The following is a 20165-nucleotide window of genomic DNA, read 5'->3' as shown; positions in this document are numbered from 1 at the left end:
GATACGCCTCCGTATCGGTACACTGGCGTATCGATACGGCAGGGACCCGCTCCCTGCCACCGCACACCGCTTCGTCAGCAAAGGGGCACCGGATGAGGTTCGCCGGTAGCAGGCCCGCCGATCGGGAGCCGGACACTTCTGCCCGCCCGCCCCTCGTCCGCGAGCTTCTTCTCGTCGTAGGACTCTTCGTGATCTACAAGTTCGGCCGTCAGGCGGCCAACGGTCACGTCGACGAGGCGTACCACAACGCCGGACGCGTATGGGATCTCGAACGCGCCGTGCACCTGCCCGGCGAGGGCGCCGTACAGAGTCTGCTGCTCCACGACGAGACGCTGATCCACCTCGCGAACACCTATTACGCGACCGTGCACTTCCCGGCCACGCTGCTCTTCCTCGCCTGGCTGTACTGGCGCCGCCCGCGCCACTACGTCTGGTCGCGCCGCATCCTCGCCGCGCTCACCGGCGCCGCGCTGGCCCTGCACCTGCTGGTCCCGCTCGCACCGCCGAGGCTGCTCGCCGCGACCGGCCTGACCGACACCGGGCAGGTCTACGGACCGACGGTGTACGGGTCCACGCCGGCCACCGACTCGATGGCGAACCAGTTCGCCGCCATGCCCTCACTCCACTTCGGCTGGGCCCTCATGGTCGGTGTCGGCCTCGTCGTCGCCACCCGCTCGCGGTGGCGCTGGCTGTCGCTGCTGCACCCGGCGATCACGCTCCTCGTCATCGTCGGAACCGCCAACCACTACTGGCTGGACTCGATCGTGGTGGCCGCGATGCTCTCGGTGGCGTTCGCGGCGCTGCGGCTCCCGCGCGCGGAACCCGTCCGGGCCCATCTGCCGTGGCCGTCCACGGCCGGAGTCCCGGCCCAGGCGGTCGCGGCACCGGCCGCCCATGCCGTCGCGGCACCGTACGGCTCCGGAATTTCGTCCACGTACGCCTCCGGGCGCCCCTCCTCCTACGCCTCCTCGGGAGCCCGGCGATGAACGCCACCCTGGCCGCCGTCGCGCTGTCGCTCGTCTCCGCCGCCGCCTACGCCTGGGCCGCGGTGGCCCAGGCGCGGCTCGCGGGGCGCACCGCACCGGGCACCGGAACGCTCAGGCTGCTCGGCAGCGGCGCCTGGTGGTCGGCCGTCGGGCTGAACGCCGGCGGCGCCCTGCTGCACGTCGCCGCCCTGAAGTACGGTCCGCTGACCCTCGTCCAGCCGCTCGGCGCGCTCACCCTGGTCGCCGCCGTACCGCTGGGAGCACGGGCCGCGGGCCGCAAGGTCTCGACGACCGAGTGGCGCGGCACGCTCCTGACCCTGCTGGGGCTGGGAGCGCTGCTGATGACCGCGGGCGGCTCCGCCCCGCACGAGACGCTGAGCCTGGCCGAGGCGCTGGCCGTCGGCGCCGCGACCATGGCGCTGGTCGCCGGGCTCAGCCGCCCGGGCGCACGGCCCGGACTGCGGCACGCCGCGGCCTCCGGCATCACCTCGGGCGTCGCCTCCGCACTGACCCAGACGCTGACCGTCGCCGTCACGGACCACACCACCGGCCCGCTGTTCAGCTGGCGCCTGGTCGTCGTCGCCCTGCTCGTCTCGGCCTTCGCGATGGGCGGGCTGCTCCTCTCCCAGACCGCCTACCGGGGCGGCCTCGGCGCACCGCTCGCCGTCGTCACTCTCGCCAACCCGGTCGCCGCGGCGGCGATCGGCCTGGCCCTGCTGGGCGAGCGGCTCCAGGGCGGGACGATCAGCCTGGTCCCGGCGCTGCTGGGCACCGCGGCGGCCGCACAGGGCGTGATCCTGCTCAGCCGCGCCCAGGCGCAGGCCGCCCCCGCCGCCGCGGCGGTCGTGGCAGGACCGGCTCCGAGCGTCCCGTCGAGGGTCGTCATCAGGAGCCCGCGGGCCGTACTCCACCAGCAGCACGCGCATCTGCGGCGGATCAGGGCCGACCGGTCGTAGCGGTCCAGCCCTGTGGTCGGTCTGCGGTAAACCGCGGCCTGCCGGCCGTAGCGGCCCTGCCCGGTGGTCCGCCGGTGCCTAACCGAGGCCGGCCGCCGCCGCGCCGGCGTCCTCGGCCAGCGCCCGGGTCAGCCAGCCGATCCAGAAGTTCTCCAGATCGATGCCGCCGCGCAGCACCAGATGGCGCAGCCGGTCCTGTGCCGCGTCGCGCCCGGGCGGGAAGTCGCGCTCCTCGATCTCCTGGTACTCCGCGAGCCGGCGCCGGTGCAGCGCGAGGTGGCGGCGCAGCTCCGCGTCGAGACCGGGCGCACCGACGACCGCCGCCGCCCGCATCCGCAGCAGCAGCGGATCGCGGATCTGCTTCGGGTCCTCGGGGCGGGCCACCCAGGCGGACAGCGCCTCCCTGCCCGCGGGCAGCACCTCGTACTCCTTCTTCTGCCCCCGGGCCGGCTGGGCCGGTTCCAGGGCCCTGATCTGCCCGGTCTGCTCCAGCTTTCCCAGCTCGCGGTAGATCTGCTGGTGCGTGGCGGACCAGAAGTAGCCGATCGACCGGTCGAACCTGCGGGTCAGCTCCAGCCCTGACGAAGGCTTTTCGAGCAGAGCGGTGAGGATCGCGTGCGGGAGTGACATGGGGTGCATCCTAAGGACCGCCGGAGGGCCGGACCTGCGGGTCCGGCCCTCCGGGACCGGGGTCAGAGCGAGGCGGCGAGTTCCGTGCCCTGGCGGATCGCCCGCTTGGCGTCCAGCTCGGCCGCGACGTCCGCGCCGCCGATCAGATGCGCGGGGCGGTCCGCGGCGAGCAGCTCCTCGTACAGGTCCCGCCGGGGCTCCTGGCCCGCGCAGAGCACGATCGTGTCGACCGGCAGCAGATGCTGTTCCCCGTCGACCGTGATGTGCAGTCCGTCGTCGTCGATCCGGTCGTAGCCGACGCCCGCGATCATGTTCACGCCCCGGTGGCGGAGCTCGGTGCGGTGGATCCAGCCCGTCGTCTTGCCGAGACCCGCGCCGACCTTGGTCGCCTTGCGCTGGAGCAGATGGACCGTGCGCGCGGACTTCGGGCGCTCGGGCGTGCCGAGTCCGCCCCGCTCGCGGTACTCCGTGTCGACGCCCCACTGCCGGAAGAACGTCTCCGGATCCAGGCTCGCCGCGTCCCCGCCGTCGGTCAGGAACTCCGCGACGTCGAAGCCGATGCCGCCCGCGCCGACCAGCGCCACCCGGTCGCCCACCGGCGCCCCGTGCCGCAGCACATCGAGGTAGCTGACCACGCTCGGGTGGTCCACGCCGGGGATCGCCGGCGTACGGGGGGTGACCCCGGTGGCCAGGACGATCTCGTCGAAGCCGTCGAGCTCCCCGGCGCCGACCGGGGCGCCCAGCCGCAGCTCGACCTTCTCCTCCGCCAGCCGGGTGCGGAAGTAGCGCAGCGTCTCGTTGAACTCCTCCTTGCCCGGAACCCGGCGCGCCACGTTGAGCTGCCCGCCGATCTCCTCGGCCGCGTCGAAGAGCGTCACCTGGTGCCCGCGCTCGGACGCCGTCACGGCGCAGGCCAGTCCGGCCGGTCCGGCGCCGACGACCGCGACGCGCTTACGGGTGCGGGTCGGCGAGAGGGTGAGTTCCGTCTCGTGGCAGGCGCGCGGATTGACCAGGCAGGAGGTGACCTTCCCGCTGAAGATGTGGTCCAGGCAGGCCTGGTTGCAGCCGATGCAGGTGTTGATCGCGTCCGCACGGCCCTCGCGCGCCTTCGCGACGAAGTCCGGGTCCGCGAGGAACGGCCGGGCCATCGACACCATGTCCGCGCGCCCCGCCGCCAGGACCTCCTCGGCGACCTCCGGGGTGTTGATGCGGTTGCTCGTCACCAGGGGGACGGAGACGGCGCCGCGCACCTTCTCGGTGACCCAGGTGAAGGCGGCGCGCGGCACGGACGTCGCGATGGTGGGGATGCGGGCCTCGTGCCAGCCGATGCCCGTGTTGATGATCGTCGCCCCGGCCGCCTCGATCTCCCGGGCGAGCCGCACGACCTCCTCCAGCGACGACCCGCCGGGCACCAGGTCCAGCATCGAGAGCCGGTAGATCAGGATGAAGTCGCTGCCGACCCGCTCCCGTACGCGCCGCACGATCTCGACGGGGAAGCGGATGCGGTTCTCGTACGAACCGCCCCAGCGGTCCTCGCGGTGGTTGGTCGCGGCGGCGATGAACTCATTGATCAGGTAGCCCTCGGAGCCCATGATCTCGACGCCGTCGTACCCCGCGCTCTGCGCCAGCGCGGCCGCCGTCACGAAGTCCTCGATGGTTGACTCGACCTCGTCGTCGGTCAGCGCGTGCGGGACGAACCCGCTGATCGGCGCCTGGATCGCGCTCGGCGCCACCAGCGCGGGGTGGTGCGCGTACCGCCCGAAGTGCAGGATCTGCATGGCGATCCGGCCACCCGCCGCGTGCACGGCCGACGTCACCACGGCATGCTGTGCGGCCTCCGCCTCGGTCGTCATCTTCGCGCCGCCGGGCAGCGAGCAGGCCTGCTCGTTCGGTGCGATGCCCCCGGTGACCATGAGGCCCACGCCACCGCGGGCGCGGGCGGCGTAGAACGCGGCCATGCGCTCGAAGCCGTTCTCGACCTCCTCGAGGCCGATATGCATCGATCCCATCAGCACCCGGTTGGGGAGGGTCGTGAACCCGAGGTCGAGCGGGCTCAGCAGATGCGGGTACGGGCTCATGGGGTGGCTCCTCGCGCGGTGTGGTTACGCCAGTTCTAGACCACCGAAACGTCATTGTGCAACAAGTTGCACAATGACGTATGTCGCACTGTGTCACGAGTCACGTGCGGCTCGGGGGCGCCCGGACGGCGTAACAACGTGACCCGCCGGGAACCCGGCGCGCGGAGAGTGGTTTCCGTACTTCCTGGGCCAGGCTTCAGGCCGGCCCCCCGAACCCTCCCGGAGAACCTCATGAGCAGCGTCAACCGTCGTGACCTCGGCCTCCTTGTCCTTCGCGTCGGCACCGGCGCCGTGCTGGCCGCGCACGGCAGCCAGAAACTCCTCGGCTGGTTCGGCGGCGGGGGCATCGAGGGCACCACGGCCGGGATGGAGGCCATGGGCTTCCATCCGCCCAGGCACAGCGCGATCGCCGCCGGTCTCGGCGAGGCCGGCGGCGGCGTCCTGCTGGCGCTCGGCCTGGCCACTCCGGCGGCCGGCGCCGCCGCCGCGGGCGCCATGGCGGGAGCCGTGGCCGTCCACGCCCCCGCCGGCTTCTTCGCGCAGGGCGGCGGCTACGAGTACCCCGCCTTCCTGGGCTTCACCGCGGGCGCGATCGGCCTGGCGGGCCCGGGCCGCTACTCCGTGGACCACGCCACCCGGCACGCGTTCAACCAGCCGTGGATGGTCGCCCTGGCCTTCGTGGGCAGCGCCGCGGCCGCGGTCGCCGTCGTCGGCAAGCGGGCCAAGGGGCAGAGCGCGGAGCCGGAGGAGTTCTGAGCCCAGGCCCGCAGGTTGGCGTGAAGCCCGCAGGTTGGCGTGAAGCCCGCAGGTCAGCGCGGAGACCGCAGGTTGGCGTGAAGCCCGCAGGTTGGCGTGAAGCCCGCAGGTCAGCGCGGAGACCGCCGGTCAGCGCGGAGACCGCAGGCCGCGCCCCTTCGCCGCGGCGATCAGCGCGGGGACCGTCTCGAACTTGGCCCGCGGGCGGCCCTGTTCGCGGCCCCGGGCCTGCTCGGCGCGGTCGATGGCGGCCAGCCCCCGGGCGTCGACCACCTGGCGGCCACGGCTCCGGGCCAGGCGCCCGAACGCCTTGGCGGGGTACGCGGGCGAGGGCAGCGCGCCGGCGACGGCGTCGGCCAGCAGGGTGCCGACGGTCTCGGCGGCGCAGGTGCGGTTGGCTCCGATGCCGCCCGACGCGCCGCGCTTGATCCAGCCGACGACGTAGCTGCCGGGCAGGCCCGCCACCCTGCCGCCCTCGTGCGGCACGGTGCCGGTCGCCTCGTCGAAGGGCAGACCGGGAACCGGCAGGCCACGGTAACCGATCGCCCGCAGGAACAGGCCCGCAGGTATCTCCTGATCGCCCGCGGCGGCCGTCACGCGCACCGCCTCGACGCCGTCGCGGCCGAGCACCTCCACGGGGGCGGAGTGGAAGCGGAAGACGATACGGCGTCCCGGCGGCGGTGGCTGCGACCAGTCGACGCTCTCCCGGGGCAACTCCCGCAGCAGGGCGGCCTTCTCGCCCTCGGCCGCGCCGTCGAGCACCTCACCGGTCCGCGGGTCGTGGTCGTCGACCACCAGGTCCACGCCCGGCAGATGACCGAGGGCGAGCAGTTCGGACGCGGTGCAGGCGGTGTCGTCGGGTCCGCGCCGGCCGAGCAGGACGACTTCGCGGACCCGGGAGTCCCGCAGCGCCGCCAGCGCGTGGCCGGCGATATCCGTGCCGGCCAGCGCGGCGGGGTCGGTGACGAGGATGCGTGCCACGTCCAGCGCTACGTTGCCGTTCCCGGCGACGACCACCCGCTCTGCCGACAACTCGACGGTTTCCGGCGTGACTTCCGGGTGGGCGTTGTACCAGGAGACGAACCGCGTGGCCGGGATGCTGGAGGGCAGGTCCTCGCCCGGGATGCCGAGCCGGCGGGAGTCGGAGGCGCCGACCGCGTAGATCACCGCGTCATGGTGGGCGGCGAGCTCCTCGACGGTGAGGTCCTTGCCGACCTCGACCCCCAGGTGCATCCGTACCCGGGGATGGGAGTGGAACCGTGCGAAGGTCTCACCCACGCCCTTCGTCGCGGGGTGGTCGGGCGCCACGCCGTACCGGACCAGGCCGCCCGCCACCGGCAGCCGGTCGATCAGCGTCACCTCGGCGTTGGTGTGCAGCAGCAGGTCCTCGGCCGCGTACATCCCGGCCGGGCCGGTGCCGACGACGGCCACCCTGAGGGGAGCGAAGTCGGACGGCAGACTGCGCGGGAACGACGGCTCGCCCCAGGCGTGGAAGTTCGGCCCGGCGGCGGGCTCCCGCTCCCGTCCCTCGTAGTACGCCGCGTTGATCGCTGCGTACTCCTTCTGCCCCGCGGACAGTGTGTCCACCGGGAAGATCGCGTCGACCGGACAGGCATCGGCGCAGGCGCCGCAGTCGATGCAGGTCGCCGGGTCGACGTAGAGCATCTCCGTGCTGCCGAAGGCCTGTTCCTCCGGCGTGGGGTGGATGCAGTTGACGGGGCACACGGCGACGCAGGTGGCATCGCTGCAGCAGGTCTGGGTGATGGCGTAGGTCATCTCGTCAGCTCGGGCTCTCGGCTCGGGTCAGGTCGGGTCTGCGCGCTCGCGGAGGACCCGGGTCAGATCAGGTGGGCACGCTTGTAGAAGAACAGGGCCGGCCTGGTGAGGAGGCGGGCCGAGGCCAGGAACTCCATCAGGCCCGCACAGCTGGAACGCATCAGGGACTTGTGGTGCTCGTTGGCCTTCGCCTCGGCGCGGGCGCGGGTGCTGTCCAGTCCCGCGTTCGCGTAGACGTCCCGGTTCACCATGCTGGTGACGATGTAGTACGAGGCGATGGCGACCACGAGCGAGTTGATCTGCCGGCGCAGCGGTCCCGCGGTGCGCAGGCGCCTGCGGGTCTCGTCCCGGGCGAACTTCATGTGCCGGGACTCCTCCACCACATGGATGTTGTTGATCGTCCGGACGAACGGCGCGACCCGCTCGTCCCGCATCCAGTCCCGCTGCATCACGTCCAGCACCTCCTCCGCCACGAGAATCGCCGCGTACGCCGCCTCGCCGAAGGCAAGTGTCTTGAAGGCGCGGCCCAGTTCGACCACGGGCCGGCGCGGCCGGTAGGCCGGTGCGCCCAGCTTCGCGGCGCCGCGCGCGAACATGATGGAGTGCCGGCACTCGTCGGCGACCTCGGTGAGGGCCCACTGGAACCGCGGGTCGGTGGGGTCCTTGGCGTACATGTCGCGCAGCACCATCTGCTGGAGGATCATCTCGAACCAGATGCCGGTGCTGGCGACGGAAGCGGCCTCCTGGCGCGTCAGCGCCTTGCGCTGGCCATCGGTCAACTCCTGCCAGTAAGCGGTTCCGTAGAGGGTGCTCCACTCCGGGCTCGCGCCGTGGTGACCGGTGTCCAGCGGCGTGTCCCAATCCACCTCGGTGGCCGGGTCGTACGAGAGTTTCGCGGCCGAATCGAGCAGGCGCCGGGCGACGTCCTGCTCGGCGAGCCGGTTCTGGTCCTCCGGCCGAACGGTGCTGCTTGCCATGCTGCGGCTCCTTGAATCGCGACAGACCGACCCGACGGCGATGCCCGGCCTCTTGCCTCGTCACGTCCCGGCCCGATGAGGCCGAGGGCCGGCGGGCGCCGTCCTCGCTTGTTAGACGTGGCGTCTAGCAAGCTGTTAGACGGAAGGTATAGCAAGAGGGTCGTCCAGGCCTACCCCCGCGCAGGGAATCCGTACGATCTCTCCACGACGAGGCTTGGACCGCCCGGCACATGGGGTGTCACGGGGCTGGGCACAGAGGTGCGCGCGGCCCCGTCAGTCCGGGGCCGCGCGCGAGTGGGTTGGACTGTAGCGAGGGCATGAGCGCCGGTTCAGGGATGGTCGGGCTGCTCGTCCGGCGGGGTCGCCCCGCCTTCGCCGCCCCCCTTGTTGCCCTTGTCGGTCCCGTGGGGCCGGCCGCCGCGGCCGCCGCCCGGCTGACCGGCCTTGATCTCGGCGCTGTCCTGAGGGGTGGCGCCCCCCTTGTCGCTTCTGCGCTGTTCGGGCTGCTGCGGGTTCGCCATGTCGACTCCCGGAGTGGTTGTTCGGTGCGGTGCGCCCTTCGCGCGGACACACACCGCCCATTGTCCTCCCGTCCGCGGCGGACCGCCCGGCCACGGCCTCAGTCGTTCGTCCGGCGCAGCGGGCCCCAGGCGCCGGCCTCGCGCTCCACCTTCTCGCGGGCCTCGCTGATCATTCCCTCGTCGATCCAGGCCATCGGCTCGACGTGCCCGACCAGCGGCTCGTTGTCGGGGCCCCGACCGTCCTCCTGGCCGACCAGGACCCAGGGGCGGACCCCCGGCCCCTTCTCGCGCGGCAGGTGCGAGTAGTCGTGCAGACGCCGGGCCACCCAGAGCTCGACAGGCCGGCCCTCCCACCAGGGCTCGACATACAGGGGGTTGGCCGACAGGCCGGGCATGTCGACACCCGTGAGATCGTCCCTGCTCATCACCTTGCCGAGGTCCGCCTCCGGGCCGCTGGACCAGCGCACGTACAGCCCCTCGCGCTGTTCGACGAGACGGGCGAGGTCCCGCAGCGTGTACAGGACCGGCAAGTCGTCCGAGCTGCTCGGTGCTGCGGTCACGGTCACTCCTTGTTCCGCTGAGCTCCGTCTTTCCCCTGACGCGGGGTGGCATTCAGGGGCGCGGGTTCATCCGTCGCCACGGCGGCCGGCTGTCCGCGCCGGTACGCCCGGCCACGGACGCACACCGCGGGCACAGGCGCTGCACGCGGTCCGCGGCGCCGCCGGACTCCGGAAGGGCGTCCGTCCAGGACACGCCCGCGAAGCACGTGAGCTGCGAGCGGCTGAGAGAGAGCCCGCAAACCGTCTCGTTCCGGCCGGGCTCCCATGCGTGCGCCTCACCGGCGGGCAGCCGCCGACGGCCCTCCTCCTCGTCGGTCCACTGACCGGAGGCGGCGACCGCGTATCTCGTACGCCGGGCCATCGTGCCGGGTCACCTCTGCTGGGCACGCGAACCGCCGGCGTCGGAGGCCGGTGGCTTCAACGGGTCGTGGCCGAGCGTCATCTGCCGGTGGCGCCATACGGCGTCGCCGGCCTTCTGTTCCAGGTCGGCCCCCCGTTGGGCGGTGATGGCGTCGATGACCTCGCGCATGACACGGATGTCGTCCTCGGTGAGGTCGGTGCGCCGCTTGCCGAGGATCTCCAGCACCCGACGGCCCTTCCCGGTACCCGCCTGGTCCGGGACCTCCTCGGTCTCCTCACCGGCGGAACGCGTCCGGAGCCAGTCGCCCAGTTCGCGCGAGGTCATGTTGACCACCGCGTGGAACTCGTTCCACAGCTCGTTCAGCTCTGTTTCAGGAATGTCCGCCATGACCGACCTCCACTTTCGTCCGCAGATGTCCCTGTGTCGTGCCGAGTACCCAGGGGCCTCCCCTGAAACCTGCGCCCGAGGTGTGGCGCCGGTTCCCAGGGGTACCCGTCCGGCGTCGCCGTCGGGACGGCCGGACCGGGCCGTCCTCCCTGCTCACCGCACCGCTGGAGGCGTCATGACAGCCGAGGAGCCCACGGAACAGAACGCGGGACAGAACGCGGAACAGGACACCGGGCAGAGCGAGGGACAGAAGTACGACGAGCGAGGGGCCGTGCCCGTGCTGGGTTACGCCGTCATCGCAGGTACGTACGCGGCCGCCTGCGGGGCCTTCGTGCTGCTCGCGCGCCGACGCGGTGTCGTTCTGCCCGAGCGCGTGCCGCCGTGGGACGTTGCGCTGCTGGGCGTGGCGACGTACAAGACGGCACGGCTGCTCACCAAGGACAAGATCACCAGCTTTCTCCGGGCGCCCTTCAGCCGCCGTTCGCAGGACACGACGGCGGGCGAGGTGTCTGACGAACCGCGGGGCCGCGGTCTCACCCTCGCGATGGGTGACCTGGTGACGTGCCCCTTCTGCACCGCCTCCTGGACAGCCACGGGACTCCTGGGCAGCTATGTACTCGCTCCCCGGGCCACCCGGCTCATAGGCGCCGGCTTCGGCGCGATGGCCGTCGCCGACTGGCTGCAGTACGCCTGGGCATGGACCCAGCAGAACGCCGAAGGCTGACCGAAGACGTTCCGCGGTGCCGGTGTCATGACTGAGAGGCGCGCCGCGCGAGCCGAGGTTGCATCGGCACCGTCGACTGTCATCTCCCCAGCAGGGCTTCCAGGACGGCCGTGAGCTCCTCGCGGCCGCCCCGATCGGCCATCCCGACGGCCGTCGCCCGCAGGCGAGGCAGTTCGCGCGCGTGCAGACCGGTGCAGGCCCAGTCGGAACGTGGGGCCGGGTTCGTCCGCCTGATCGTCCATCGCCCGCAGCTCCACGAGCGGGAATCCGAGCAGCCAAGCGGTACAAGCCCGGTTGATCCGCACGACCTCGCCGTCGTCGAACAGACTCCACGCCCAGTTCCGCGGCCGGGCTTGCGCATGCTGAGGCCGGCAAGCTCGTCGCGGTCGACCACGTCGAGGGCGGAAGCCGGTACACGTTCCCGGCTGAGCCGGCCGTACGCGCCCCTTGTCGCCCGCCCAGGCCCGGTGGGCTGTTCTCTTTTATCGTGGAATCGGCACACCGTGAAGGCCGAAGCCGAGGCGGACAGCACATGAGAAGACCGCAGATCGACTACACGGCGGTCTTCCATGCTCTGCCCGGCATGGTGGCGCTGCTCACCCCGGACCTGCTGTACGCCGACGCCAACGGTGACTTCCTGCGGCTGGCCGGGCGTACGCGCGAGCAGCTGCTGGGCCGCTACATCTTCGATGTGTTCCCCGAGAACCCGAACAACAAGGCGGCGGCCGGCATGCGGGAGACCCGGGCGTCGATGCTGCGGGCGGTGGCCACCGGTGAGCGCGACACCATGGCGCTGCTGCGCTACGACATCGAGGATGCCGAGTCGCCCGGCCGTTGGGTGGAGCACTTCTGGAGCCCGATCAACGCGCCTGTGCTGGATGCCGAGGGACATGTGGCGCTGATCGTGCACCGGGTGGAGGAGGTCACCGAACTCATCCGCGCCCGCGGCGGCCCCGGCCTCAACGGTCACGCGCGTGTGCTGGAGGCCGAGCTCTACACCCGTGCCCGTGAACTGCAGGACGTCAATGAACGCTTGCGCCGGGCGCAGGCGCGCGATCGGGAAATCGCCCTCGCGCTGCAGGAGGCCATGCTTCCCGCCCCCACGCCGGTCGGGCGTCACCTGGCGGCCGTCCGCTACTGGCCCGCCGTGGGCACCCTGCACGTGTGCGGCGACTGGTACGACCTGGTCGACCTCCCCGGTGACCGCATCGCGGTCGCGGTCGGCGACGTCGTCGGCCACGGCTTGGCGGCGGCATGCGTCATGGGACAGCTGCGCAGTGCGCTGAGCGCGGCCGCCCGTGTCGCCGAGGGGCCGGCCGAGGCCCTGGAGGCACTCGGTCTGTATGCCCGCAGTGTCGACGGGGCCGATTCGACCACTGCGGTGAGTGCCCTGATCGACTGGGGCGACCACACCATCACCTACAGCAGCGCCGGCCATCCGCCGCCGGCCCTGCTCGATACGGACGGCACCGTGACCTTTCTCGACCGGGCGACCGATCCGCCTCTAGGCGCGCGTCCCGAACACGCCCCGCGGCCGGAGGCCGGTACAACCTTCGACGCCGGCGCCACGCTGGTTCTCTATACGGACGGGCTGGTCGAACGCCGGACCGAGGACATCGACACCGGCCTGGCCCGCCTCGCCGACTCCCTCGCCCGACATGGCCGCCGCGACCCGGAGGACCTGGCCGACGCCCTGCTGGCCGACCTGGTCCCACCGGCCGGCAACACGGACGACACGGCGCTGGTCGTCATCCGCCTGTAAAGCGCTTAGATCGCACCCGTGCTGCTCGTTCGTATCGCCCTTCTGCTGGTGGGGCCGGAGTCAGGCGGTGGGGTGAGGTGGCCGTCGCCGCTCACCCGGGCGGAAAGATCTCACCCGGGCGGAAAGATTATGTCCGATTTGACTCTTCTGTCATTTCTGGCAGCGTGGTCGGTGCCGTATCTCCCCTCATCCTCAGGGCGATGTCGAGACCACCCACGGAGCCGCAGTCATGGCCGACAACCCTCCGGACGGACACGACGTGCGGCACCGGACCACGCAGCAGCGGGCCGCTCTCGGAAAGGCCGCGCGGGCCGTGGTGCCCCGCTCCAGCCACGCCGAGTTCGCGTCAGGGCCGGGGCGGGCGGACCCATTGAAGATCATCGAGAAGCAGTCGGCGTCCCGGCTGCCCGACCTCGTGCCGGTCCGCTACGGCAGGATGTCCGAGTCGCCGTTCCGCTTCTACCGGGGTGCGGCCGCCGTGATGGCATCAGATCTCGCGCACACCCCGACGACGGGACTTCGGACCCAACTCTGCGGTGACGCCCACATGTTGAACTTCCGGTTGCTGGCCTCACCCGAGCGCCGGCTGATGTTCGACATCAACGACTTCGACGAGACGTTGCCGGGCCCGTGGGAGTGGGACGTCAAACGCCTGGCCGCCAGCCTCGTCATCGCGGGCCGGGCGAACGGCTTCAGCACCAAGGAGCGGGCCGCGGTCGTCCGGGCCGGCGTGCGGTCGTACCGGGAGAGCATGCGAACCTTCGCCGGACTCGGCAACCTGGCGGTCTGGTACGCCCAGTTCGACGTCGACCGGGTACGGGACCGCTTCGCGGCCGACCTGTCAGCACGGGGCCGCGAGCGGTGGGCGCAGGCCGTGACCAAGGCGCGTTCGCACGACACCCTTCAGGTCTTCGACAAGCTCACCCACGTCGTCGACGGCCGGCGTCGCATCATCTCCGACCCGCCGCTCATCACCCGCCTCGAGGATCTGCTGCCGGATGACCGGCGTGATGCCATGGAACAGCAGATCCGCACGCTGATCGGACATTACGGCGAGACCCTGCAATCGGACCGGCGGTTCCTGCTGCAGCGGTACCGCGTGGCCGACATCGCCCGCAAGGTCGTCGGGGTCGGCAGCGTGGGCACGCGCTGCTGGATCGTACTCCTGCTCGGCAAGGACGACGAGGATCCGCTGTTCCTCCAGGCCAAGGAGGCCGACGAGTCGGTGCTGGCGCCCCACGTGGGGAACAGCACGTACCGCACACAGGGCGAGCGGGTGGTCGCCGGACAGAGGCTGATGCAGGCCACCAGTGACATCTTCCTGGGCTGGGAGCGCGCCGAGGGCATCGACGGCCGGCGACGGGACTTCTACATACGGCAGTTGCGGGACTGGAAGTGGGTCGCGGCGGCGGAGGACATGGTGCCCCGGGGCATGCGTACCTTCGGGGCACTGTGCGGTGCGACGCTGGCACGGGCCCACGCGCGATCCGGCGACCGCGTCGCCATCGCCGCCTATCTCGGCGGCGGCGACTCGTTCGACCGGGCACTGGTGACGTTCGCCGAGCACTACGCCGACCGGAACGAGCGCGACCATCAGGCACTCCTCGACGCCATCCGCACCGGGCGGCTGCCCGCCGGAGCCGCCTGAACAAGTCTTTCGGTGCACCTTCCCGTATCTACATCTGCTCGGCACGCTCGTGATCGATGAATGCCGTCAACACGTCCGCGGTCGCGTCGGGCTGCTCATCGGGAATGAAGTGTCCGGCCTGTGGGATGACGACGCCGGTCGCGTTCTCTGCCCACGGGCTGATGGAGGCGGCCATGTCGGGGATCGAGCCGTGGGAGCTGGAGATTCCCAGGACCGGGACGGTCAAGTGCCCCCGTTCGAGAGCGTCATGATTCCTGCGCGCTGATTCCGCGGCATCGCGGTAGTAGGCGAGAGACGCCGAAAGGCCGCCCTCGGCCGCGATGGCGGCGGCGTAATGATCGATCTCGGCGCCGTCGAAGGTGTCCGGGGACAGGGCTTTGACCTTCAAGAACCAGCCGACGTAGTCACGCTCGCGGCCGGTGAGCAGAGTCTCGGGCAGTTCGGGCACCAGGTGGAAGGCGAAGTGCCAGGTCTTCCAGGCCCGCTCCGGATCCATGGGGACGGAGTCCGGGAGGGTGATCCCGGGAATGCCTGCGTCCAGCAGAGCGACACCATGCAGGCGCTCCTCGTACTTCAGGGCCATCGAGAAGGCGACCCAGGCCCCGATGTCGTGGGCGACGAGCCAGTACTTCGGCACATCGAGCGCGGTCAGCGCGGCCTGGACGCGCGAGGCGACGGTGTGGGTGTCGTAGCTCCCGCGAGGGCGGTCGGAGTGGCCCTGCCCCGGCAGGTCGATCGCGATCACGCGGAACCGCCCGGCAAGGCCGGGCATCACCTTGCGCCAAGCCCACCAGGTCTGCGGGAATCCGGCGAGCAGGACGACGGCGGGACCGGACGGCCGGCCGCCTTCCACGGCGTGGAGCCGGATTCCTTCCGCGTCGACCCAGCGGTGAGTGAAACCCGCAAGGTCGTGCAGCGGCAGTCCGGGGAACGGATTCTGGTCGCAGGGGCGGTTCGGGGCCATGGCGTCGTCGGTCATGATCGTGAGCCTAGCGCATCTTGAACTGACCAGTTCAAGATAGGATGGGCGGCCCAGCAACGGGTGGTCGGAGAACGAGGTGCATGTGTGATGGCCGGGAAGAAGCAGTTCGACGTGGGCATCGCGCTTGACGCGGCGATGGTCCGGTTCTGGCGGGCCGGATACGCCGACACGTCTGTCGACGACCTCTCCAGGGCGACCGGATTGAACCGCAGTTCCCTCTACTCCTCGTTCGGCGACAAGGACTCGCTCTACCTGCGATGCCTGGACCGGTACGCCGAGCGGTACGGAAGCAAGTACGACCAGGCGCTTTCACGGGCGTCCGAGGAACCGCTCCAGGCGGTACGGGCGTTCTTCGACGTCACCCTGCAGCGCATCGCCGACCCCGACGTACCCGATGGATGCCTGGTCGCCCAGACCGCGATGGCGGCACCGGCGCTCAGCCCCGCCGTCGCCGCGCGCGCGTTCGAAGCCCTGGGCCGTCAGCATGCCCGGCTGCGGAACGCCTTGAACGCCGCGCAGTTGGCCGAAGGCGACGCCGAGGACTTCGCGGTACACCTGGCGGCGGTCAACCAGTCACTGGCCGTGATGAGCAGGACCGGAGCGAGCGAGAAGCAGCTCCGTACGGTCACCGACATCAGCATGCGCGCGCTCTCGCACGCCTTTCATGCCCGGAGCTAGGGCCTTTCGTTTGGATCGGGCCGGACCCCGCGAGCCCGGCATGATCCAAACGAAAGGCCCTGGTCCGACGGGCGTGGTGGGATCATGGCCCAGCGAATCGCGGCGGTCAGTGCTCGCCCGGTCGGGGCCACGCAGGTTTCGGCCATGCCGGACAGCCGGGGCAGTTCCAGAGCCGTGCGGGCCCACCGGGGGAGAGCCGCGATGGAGTTCGCGGCGAGGACGGCATAGGGCGCACGGGCGATCCAGGGCAGGGGCGGGTGCAGAAGGATGAAGCGTGCTGCCTCGCGTGCTTCCTCCGTCGGGCGCAGTTCGCCCCGGTACGCCCCGAGGCGGGCGGCGAGTTCGCTGCGACTGCGTGGGGGGTCGGTGACGCCGAGTGCTTCCGCCACCCGCGCCGTGTCGGTGAGGTAGCCGTCGCACCCGGCCGCGTCGAGCGGTTCGGCTCCGAATCGCTGGTGGGCGAGCAGGAAACTGTCGACCTCGGCCGCGTGCACCCAGCCGAGAAGGTGGGGATCGGCGGCGCTGTAGAGCTCTCCGCGTGAAGTCGTTCCGCGCACCCGGCCGTGTACGGCACGGACGTGGTCGACCGCCTGCTGTGCGTCGTCCGCTGTTCCGTACGTGGTGACGGCGAGGAAGGTGCTGGTGCGCTGGAGCCGTCCCCAGGGGTCGCCGCGGTAACCGGAATGAGCCTCCACGGCAGCCATGGCCAACGGGTGCAAGGACTGGAGCAGCAGCGCCCGCAGTCCACCGATGAACATGGACGCATCGCCGTGGACGGTGCGAATCGGCCGGTCCGGACCGAACCAGCGCGGGCCGGGCTCTCCGTGGATGCGGGCGCGGTTCTCCGGCCCTGCGGGACCGGCGACCTGGGCGAAGATCGCGCTGCCCAGCCGCTCCCGCAGGCCGGATACGGCACGCGCGGACGAGTCCATAAGGCCAGTATGCGCTCAGGGCAATTCCGGGTCGGCGTCATGCCCGCCGCCGGGCCCACCACGCCCGAACCACTCAGAGATCATTTACGGGAGACGCCCGACAAGCCAGTGGCCACATTCGGCAGAGACCAGGTGTGTGGCCCTTCGGCGCGGGTAGCCGGAACGACGTCCGGAGCCCGGATCCGTGAGACAGGAGGATGGCCATGGCGGTGCCGAAAACGAGCGTGCTGGTGCTGGACTGCGCGGAGCCGAGGGAACTGGCTGAATTCTATGCCGTGTTGCTCAATGCGGAAGTCCGCGTCGGCCGCGAGCCCGACATCGTCGAAGTCGTGGGGCAGACCGGGGTGCATCTCGCGATCCGTAGGGACCACGGTTACGCGCCCGCCAGTTGGCCGCGCCCCGATGATTCCCAGCAGGCTCACCTGCGCATTCTGGTGGCACGGGAGGATATCGACGAGGCGGAGCGCGAGGCGGTCGGCCTCGGCGCGCGTCCTCTGGACACGAAGAACAACGGAGGCCTTCATGACACGCGCCTCTATTCCGATCCCGCCGGGCACCCGTTCACGCTGGCCACACCTGCTTGATCCGCCGAACTGAACCTGGCCGTTCCGCGTGCGGAAAAGGGATCTGTGACCTGCTCCCCGCGAAGTACCCGAGAAGAAGTACCCAAGAAGGAGTCCTCATGTCCTCTTCGATAGTCGAGACCGTCGATATCAAGGCCCCGGTGGCCGTCAGTTGGGCACTGTGGAGTGATGTGGCTCAGTGGCCCAGGTTCCTGAGTCATGTCCAGCGCGTCGACCCACTGGACGAGCGCCGTTTCGCTTGGCAGTTGGCACTGCCGGGGGTCGACAAGAGCTTCGTGGCCGAACTCACCGAGGTGGTGACGGAGAACCGGATCGCCTGGAAGACGACGGAGGGCGTGCATCACGCCGGCGTCGTCACCTTCCATCGATTGGACGACGAGTCGAGTCGGTTGACCCTGCAGATCGAATACGACCCCCAGGGATTTATCGAGCACCTGGGAGCCCTCACCAATCTCGACTCGGTCCTGGCCAATTACGACCTCGGTGAGTTCCAGACGCTGGCCGAGCGGATCGCCGCAGGCGACATGCACTGAAGGTCTCCGCCTACCGCGGCAAAATCATCCCTCGGAGGAACCCGGGAAGCCGTCGGCAAGGCAGTTGCCGGCTTCCGTGTCCACGTCACCGCAGTCCGAGTGACGGTGATCACGGACGTCCTTGAGGGTGCCGCGTAGGCGTGGACCGTCGTCGTGGGGGGCCCGCGAGAGTGGGTGATGCCGCCCCCGGCCACCTGCCGAGGCGCCGGAGAAGTCGGGCGACCCGTAGCGGGTCAGGGCGCCGGAACGGACATGGCGGTCTCAGGCATCGCCCATGACCAGACCTTCGATGGTGTGCTTCTGTGTGACCGGCACGAGTTCCTTCACACGGGGGCACGCGAGGTGCTTGCGGACCCGCTCGGGCAGGGAGTCCCAGAAGCCGGTGGTGACGGCGGTGTCGTGCCGGTCTCCGTTGTTGGCCTCCGGCCCGTCGACGCCGAGTACCAGGACGGGGCGGGACTTCGCGGACTCGTTTTTCGTGCCGCGGTGAATGGTCAGGGCTGTCCGTGCGGAGATGTCCCCTCGCCGGGGGTATTTGCGCACGGCGCGTTCCACGTACCGGTCGTAGTGCGACTTGGGCGGAAACATGCCGTGTCCGAACTCCGGACTGTCGTCCCACTGCGTGCCCGGCGCGATCTCGAAGGGGCCCATGTCCTGTGCGGTGTCCACGGTGGTCACGTTGAAGGCGAGCGAGGTCAGGCGCCGCTCGCGGCGAGTCTCTTCCGGCAGCGGGAAGTCCCGGTGCCACGGCTGGTTGACGGCGCCCTCGAGCGGAACGTCGAAGCCGAGTTCCACGATGCGGTAGTCGGGGCCGAGCACTGCCGTGCAGAGCGACCGCACCCAGGGATGATCGACCAATTCGACGAAGCCCCTGATCTGCTCGGGGTGGATCTCGACGTAGTAGCGGTTCGGTCCGCGCCCCACTGCGCCGCCGGGGCGTGTGCGGGCCTCGGCGAACGCCGCGTCGACGTCCTCCCGAAGCCGGTCGGCCCATTCCCTCGTGAACGCGCCCTTCCGGGCGGTGATGCCGTCGCTGTACAGGGCCTCGACATCCGCGGACACGTCGACCTCCGGACCGTGGGCGGCGAACTCGGGGAATGCGTGGGTGGTCACGGCGTGCCTCCTTGCGCAGGGATGCTTGGCGGCTTCATGTTGCAGCGTTGCATGCAACGTGGCAATAGCTGCTGCTCATCTTCTTTCGCCCTTGGACCGCAATCGGGCTCCGTGCCAAGATGGCCGCCGTGAGCAGTCGTCTGAAGGACGTGGCAGCCCGGGCCGGGGTGTCAGTACGTACCGTTTCCAACGTGGTCAGTGGCTCGGCGCCGGTGGCAGACGCGACCCGGGTACGGGTCCAGGCGGTCCTGGACGAGCTCGGCTACCGCCCGAACCTGGCGGCCCGAAATCTGCGCGCCGGCCGTACGGGGCTGATCGGGCTGGCGATCCCCGAGCTGTACTCGCCCTACTTCGGTGAGCTCGCAAGCCTGCTCGTCGCGGCCGCTCAGCAACGTTCCTGGACGGTCGTCATCGACCAGACCTTTGGTGATCCCGAAGCGGAGAGACGGTTCTTCGAAGGAACCGGGGGACGGCTGGTGGACGGACTCATCATCAGCCCCTGGGCGCTGGGTCCGGAGGAGTTGAGGGCCGACGCCCGCAACATGCCGGTGGTCCTGCTGGGGGAGCGCCACCCTCAAGGACTGGCGGACCGCGTCGCCGTCGACAATGTTCTCGCGGCCGAGGAGGCGACGACGCACCTGCTCCAGGGCGGGCGCAGACGGATCGCGGCGATCGGTGTGCAGCCACATCTGCGCAACGAGACGGCCCGCCAGAGGCTCGAGGGATACCACCGGGCACTACGCCGGGCCGGGCTGCCCTTCGACCCCGTGCTGGAGCGGCCGGTGGAAGCGCTGCACCGTCAGGACGGCGCCCAGGCGATGGCCTCTTTGCTGCGAATCGATGTGCGGCCCGATGCCGTGTTCGCCTTCAGTGACGAACTCGCCCTCGGTGCATTGCACGTGGCGCACGAACGCGGTCTCCGTGTTCCGGAGGACCTCGCGATCGTGGGGTTCGACGGCATCGAGGACGCGCGATACTCGTACCCTCCGCTGACCACCGTGGCGCCGGACAAGAAGCAGATAGCCGAGCGAGCCCTGCAGTGTCTCGGAGACCGAATCCACAGCCCCGCTGCCACGACGGTGCCACCCCTGGACATCGTGGTACGCCATGAGCTCTGCGTCCGGGGCAGCAGCCGTCCCGCGGGTGCCTGAACGGCACACGCCGAACCACCACGTGCGGCTGTACTTCTGTGGGAAAGGTCGCTGCCGCGGCAAATGGAAT

Annotated in this window: 21 protein-coding genes; 10 read left to right on the top strand and 11 right to left on the bottom strand. The window is 70.6% G+C overall.

What is annotated here, in order from left to right; translation table 11 throughout:
• The first annotated feature begins 92 nt into the window (after window positions 1–92).
• Together ABTX18_RS02240 and ABTX18_RS02235 are read left to right on the top strand one after the other, a co-directional pair.
• Entirely contained in the window at window positions 93–986 is an 894-nt protein-coding gene (locus ABTX18_RS02240) for a phosphatase PAP2 family protein (RefSeq protein ID WP_352120820.1), read from the top strand.
• Entirely contained in the window at window positions 983–1942 is a 960-nt protein-coding gene (locus tag ABTX18_RS02235; RefSeq protein ID WP_352120819.1) for a DMT family protein, read from the top strand. The genes ABTX18_RS02240 and ABTX18_RS02235 overlap by 4 nt, the downstream gene beginning before the upstream one ends.
• A 78-nt stretch (window positions 1943–2020) precedes the next feature.
• Here the strand turns inward: ABTX18_RS02235 and ABTX18_RS02230 are convergent, their stop codons facing one another.
• Both ABTX18_RS02230 and ABTX18_RS02225 read right to left on the bottom strand, forming a co-directional pair.
• A complete protein-coding gene (locus ABTX18_RS02230) occupies window positions 2021–2572 on the bottom strand; it encodes a PadR family transcriptional regulator (protein WP_352120818.1) in 552 nt (183 codons plus the stop codon).
• A 62-nt stretch (window positions 2573–2634) separates the two neighbouring features.
• The gene (locus ABTX18_RS02225) at window positions 2635–4650 is read right to left on the bottom strand and encodes an FAD-dependent oxidoreductase (protein WP_352120817.1); all 2016 of its coding nucleotides are present in this window, start codon (window positions 4648–4650) and stop codon (window positions 2635–2637) included.
• Window positions 4651–4881: 231 nt separating this feature from the next.
• On the opposite strand from ABTX18_RS02225, the gene ABTX18_RS02220 reads away from it, so the two are divergent.
• Window positions 4882–5406 carry a DoxX family protein gene (locus ABTX18_RS02220; RefSeq protein ID WP_352120816.1) on the top strand — a complete coding sequence of 175 codons (525 nt, stop codon included), beginning with the start codon at window positions 4882–4884 and terminating at the stop codon, window positions 5404–5406.
• 129 nt (window positions 5407–5535) lie between these two features.
• On the opposite strand, the gene ABTX18_RS02215 is transcribed toward ABTX18_RS02220, so the two are convergent.
• The 6 genes from ABTX18_RS02215 to ABTX18_RS02190 all read right to left on the bottom strand — a co-directional run bounded on the left by ABTX18_RS02215 (window position 5536) and on the right by ABTX18_RS02190 (window position 9988).
• Window positions 5536–7182, bottom strand: coding sequence for an FAD-dependent oxidoreductase (locus tag ABTX18_RS02215; protein ID WP_352120815.1), 1647 nt, complete (start codon window positions 7180–7182; stop codon window positions 5536–5538).
• A gap of 62 nt (window positions 7183–7244) precedes the next feature.
• Window positions 7245–8159, bottom strand: a complete 915-nt coding sequence (locus tag ABTX18_RS02210) for an AurF N-oxygenase family protein (protein WP_352120814.1) — start codon at window positions 8157–8159, stop codon at window positions 7245–7247.
• Between the two features lie 329 nt (window positions 8160–8488).
• Window positions 8489–8680, bottom strand: a complete 192-nt coding sequence (locus ABTX18_RS02205) for a hypothetical protein (protein WP_352120813.1) — start codon at window positions 8678–8680, stop codon at window positions 8489–8491.
• Window positions 8681–8778: 98 nt separating this feature from the next.
• Entirely contained in the window at window positions 8779–9240 is a 462-nt protein-coding gene (locus ABTX18_RS02200; protein WP_352120812.1) for a DUF6098 family protein, read from the bottom strand.
• A 52-nt stretch (window positions 9241–9292) separates the two neighbouring features.
• The gene (locus tag ABTX18_RS02195; RefSeq protein WP_352120811.1) at window positions 9293–9601 is read right to left on the bottom strand and encodes a hypothetical protein; all 309 of its coding nucleotides are present in this window, start codon (window positions 9599–9601) and stop codon (window positions 9293–9295) included.
• 9 nt (window positions 9602–9610) lie between these two features.
• Window positions 9611–9988: a DUF3140 domain-containing protein gene (locus ABTX18_RS02190; RefSeq protein WP_352120810.1), complete on the bottom strand. Its 378-nt coding sequence runs from the start codon at window positions 9986–9988 to the stop codon at window positions 9611–9613.
• A 175-nt stretch (window positions 9989–10163) separates the two neighbouring features.
• Here ABTX18_RS02190 and ABTX18_RS02185 point away from each other — a divergent pair, with 175 nt between their 5' ends.
• The 3 genes from ABTX18_RS02185 (at window position 10164) to ABTX18_RS02175 (ending at window position 14122) form a co-directional block, all read left to right on the top strand.
• Window positions 10164–10712, top strand: a complete 549-nt coding sequence (locus tag ABTX18_RS02185; RefSeq protein WP_352120809.1) for a DUF1360 domain-containing protein — start codon at window positions 10164–10166, stop codon at window positions 10710–10712.
• Between the two features lie 532 nt (window positions 10713–11244).
• A complete protein-coding gene (locus ABTX18_RS02180; RefSeq protein ID WP_352120808.1) occupies window positions 11245–12474 on the top strand; it encodes a PP2C family protein-serine/threonine phosphatase in 1230 nt (409 codons plus the stop codon).
• 229 nt (window positions 12475–12703) lie between these two features.
• On the top strand, window positions 12704–14122 hold the full coding sequence (locus tag ABTX18_RS02175) for a DUF2252 domain-containing protein (protein WP_352120807.1): 1419 nt from the start codon (window positions 12704–12706) through the stop codon (window positions 14120–14122).
• 28 nt (window positions 14123–14150) lie between these two features.
• Here ABTX18_RS02175 and ABTX18_RS02170 read toward each other — a convergent pair whose 3' ends face one another.
• Window positions 14151–15101: an alpha/beta fold hydrolase gene (locus ABTX18_RS02170; RefSeq protein ID WP_352120806.1), complete on the bottom strand. Its 951-nt coding sequence runs from the start codon at window positions 15099–15101 to the stop codon at window positions 14151–14153.
• A gap of 90 nt (window positions 15102–15191) precedes the next feature.
• Between ABTX18_RS02170 and ABTX18_RS02165 the strand changes: the two genes are divergently transcribed.
• Window positions 15192–15782, top strand: coding sequence for a TetR/AcrR family transcriptional regulator (locus tag ABTX18_RS02165; protein WP_352120805.1), 591 nt, complete (start codon window positions 15192–15194; stop codon window positions 15780–15782).
• Here ABTX18_RS02165 and ABTX18_RS02160 read toward each other — a convergent pair.
• Window positions 15779–16714: an oxygenase MpaB family protein gene (locus ABTX18_RS02160; protein WP_352120804.1), complete on the bottom strand. Its 936-nt coding sequence runs from the start codon at window positions 16712–16714 to the stop codon at window positions 15779–15781. The genes ABTX18_RS02165 and ABTX18_RS02160 overlap by 4 nt on opposite strands.
• A 203-nt stretch (window positions 16715–16917) precedes the next feature.
• On the opposite strand from ABTX18_RS02160, the gene ABTX18_RS02155 reads away from it, so the two are divergent.
• Both ABTX18_RS02155 and ABTX18_RS02150 read left to right on the top strand, forming a co-directional pair.
• Complete coding sequence (locus ABTX18_RS02155) at window positions 16918–17298, top strand: VOC family protein (protein WP_352120803.1); 381 nt, start codon at window positions 16918–16920, stop codon at window positions 17296–17298.
• A 98-nt stretch (window positions 17299–17396) separates the two neighbouring features.
• Window positions 17397–17831, top strand: coding sequence for an SRPBCC family protein (locus ABTX18_RS02150; RefSeq protein ID WP_352120802.1), 435 nt, complete (start codon window positions 17397–17399; stop codon window positions 17829–17831).
• 261 nt (window positions 17832–18092) lie between these two features.
• Here the strand turns inward: ABTX18_RS02150 and ABTX18_RS02145 are convergent, their stop codons facing one another.
• The gene (locus tag ABTX18_RS02145) at window positions 18093–18944 is read right to left on the bottom strand and encodes a phytanoyl-CoA dioxygenase family protein (protein ID WP_503061080.1); all 852 of its coding nucleotides are present in this window, start codon (window positions 18942–18944) and stop codon (window positions 18093–18095) included.
• A gap of 128 nt (window positions 18945–19072) precedes the next feature.
• Here ABTX18_RS02145 and ABTX18_RS02140 point away from each other — a divergent pair, with 128 nt between their 5' ends.
• Complete coding sequence (locus ABTX18_RS02140; RefSeq protein WP_352120801.1) at window positions 19073–20095, top strand: LacI family DNA-binding transcriptional regulator; 1023 nt, start codon at window positions 19073–19075, stop codon at window positions 20093–20095.
• Window positions 20096–20165: the final 70 nt, after the last annotated feature.

This window comes from Streptomyces sp. NPDC096323 (genome assembly GCF_040302845.1).
In the GTDB taxonomy this organism is placed as follows: Bacteria; Actinomycetota; Actinomycetes; order Streptomycetales; family Streptomycetaceae; genus Streptomyces.
This window is presented reverse-complemented; position numbering and strand designations above follow the sequence as displayed.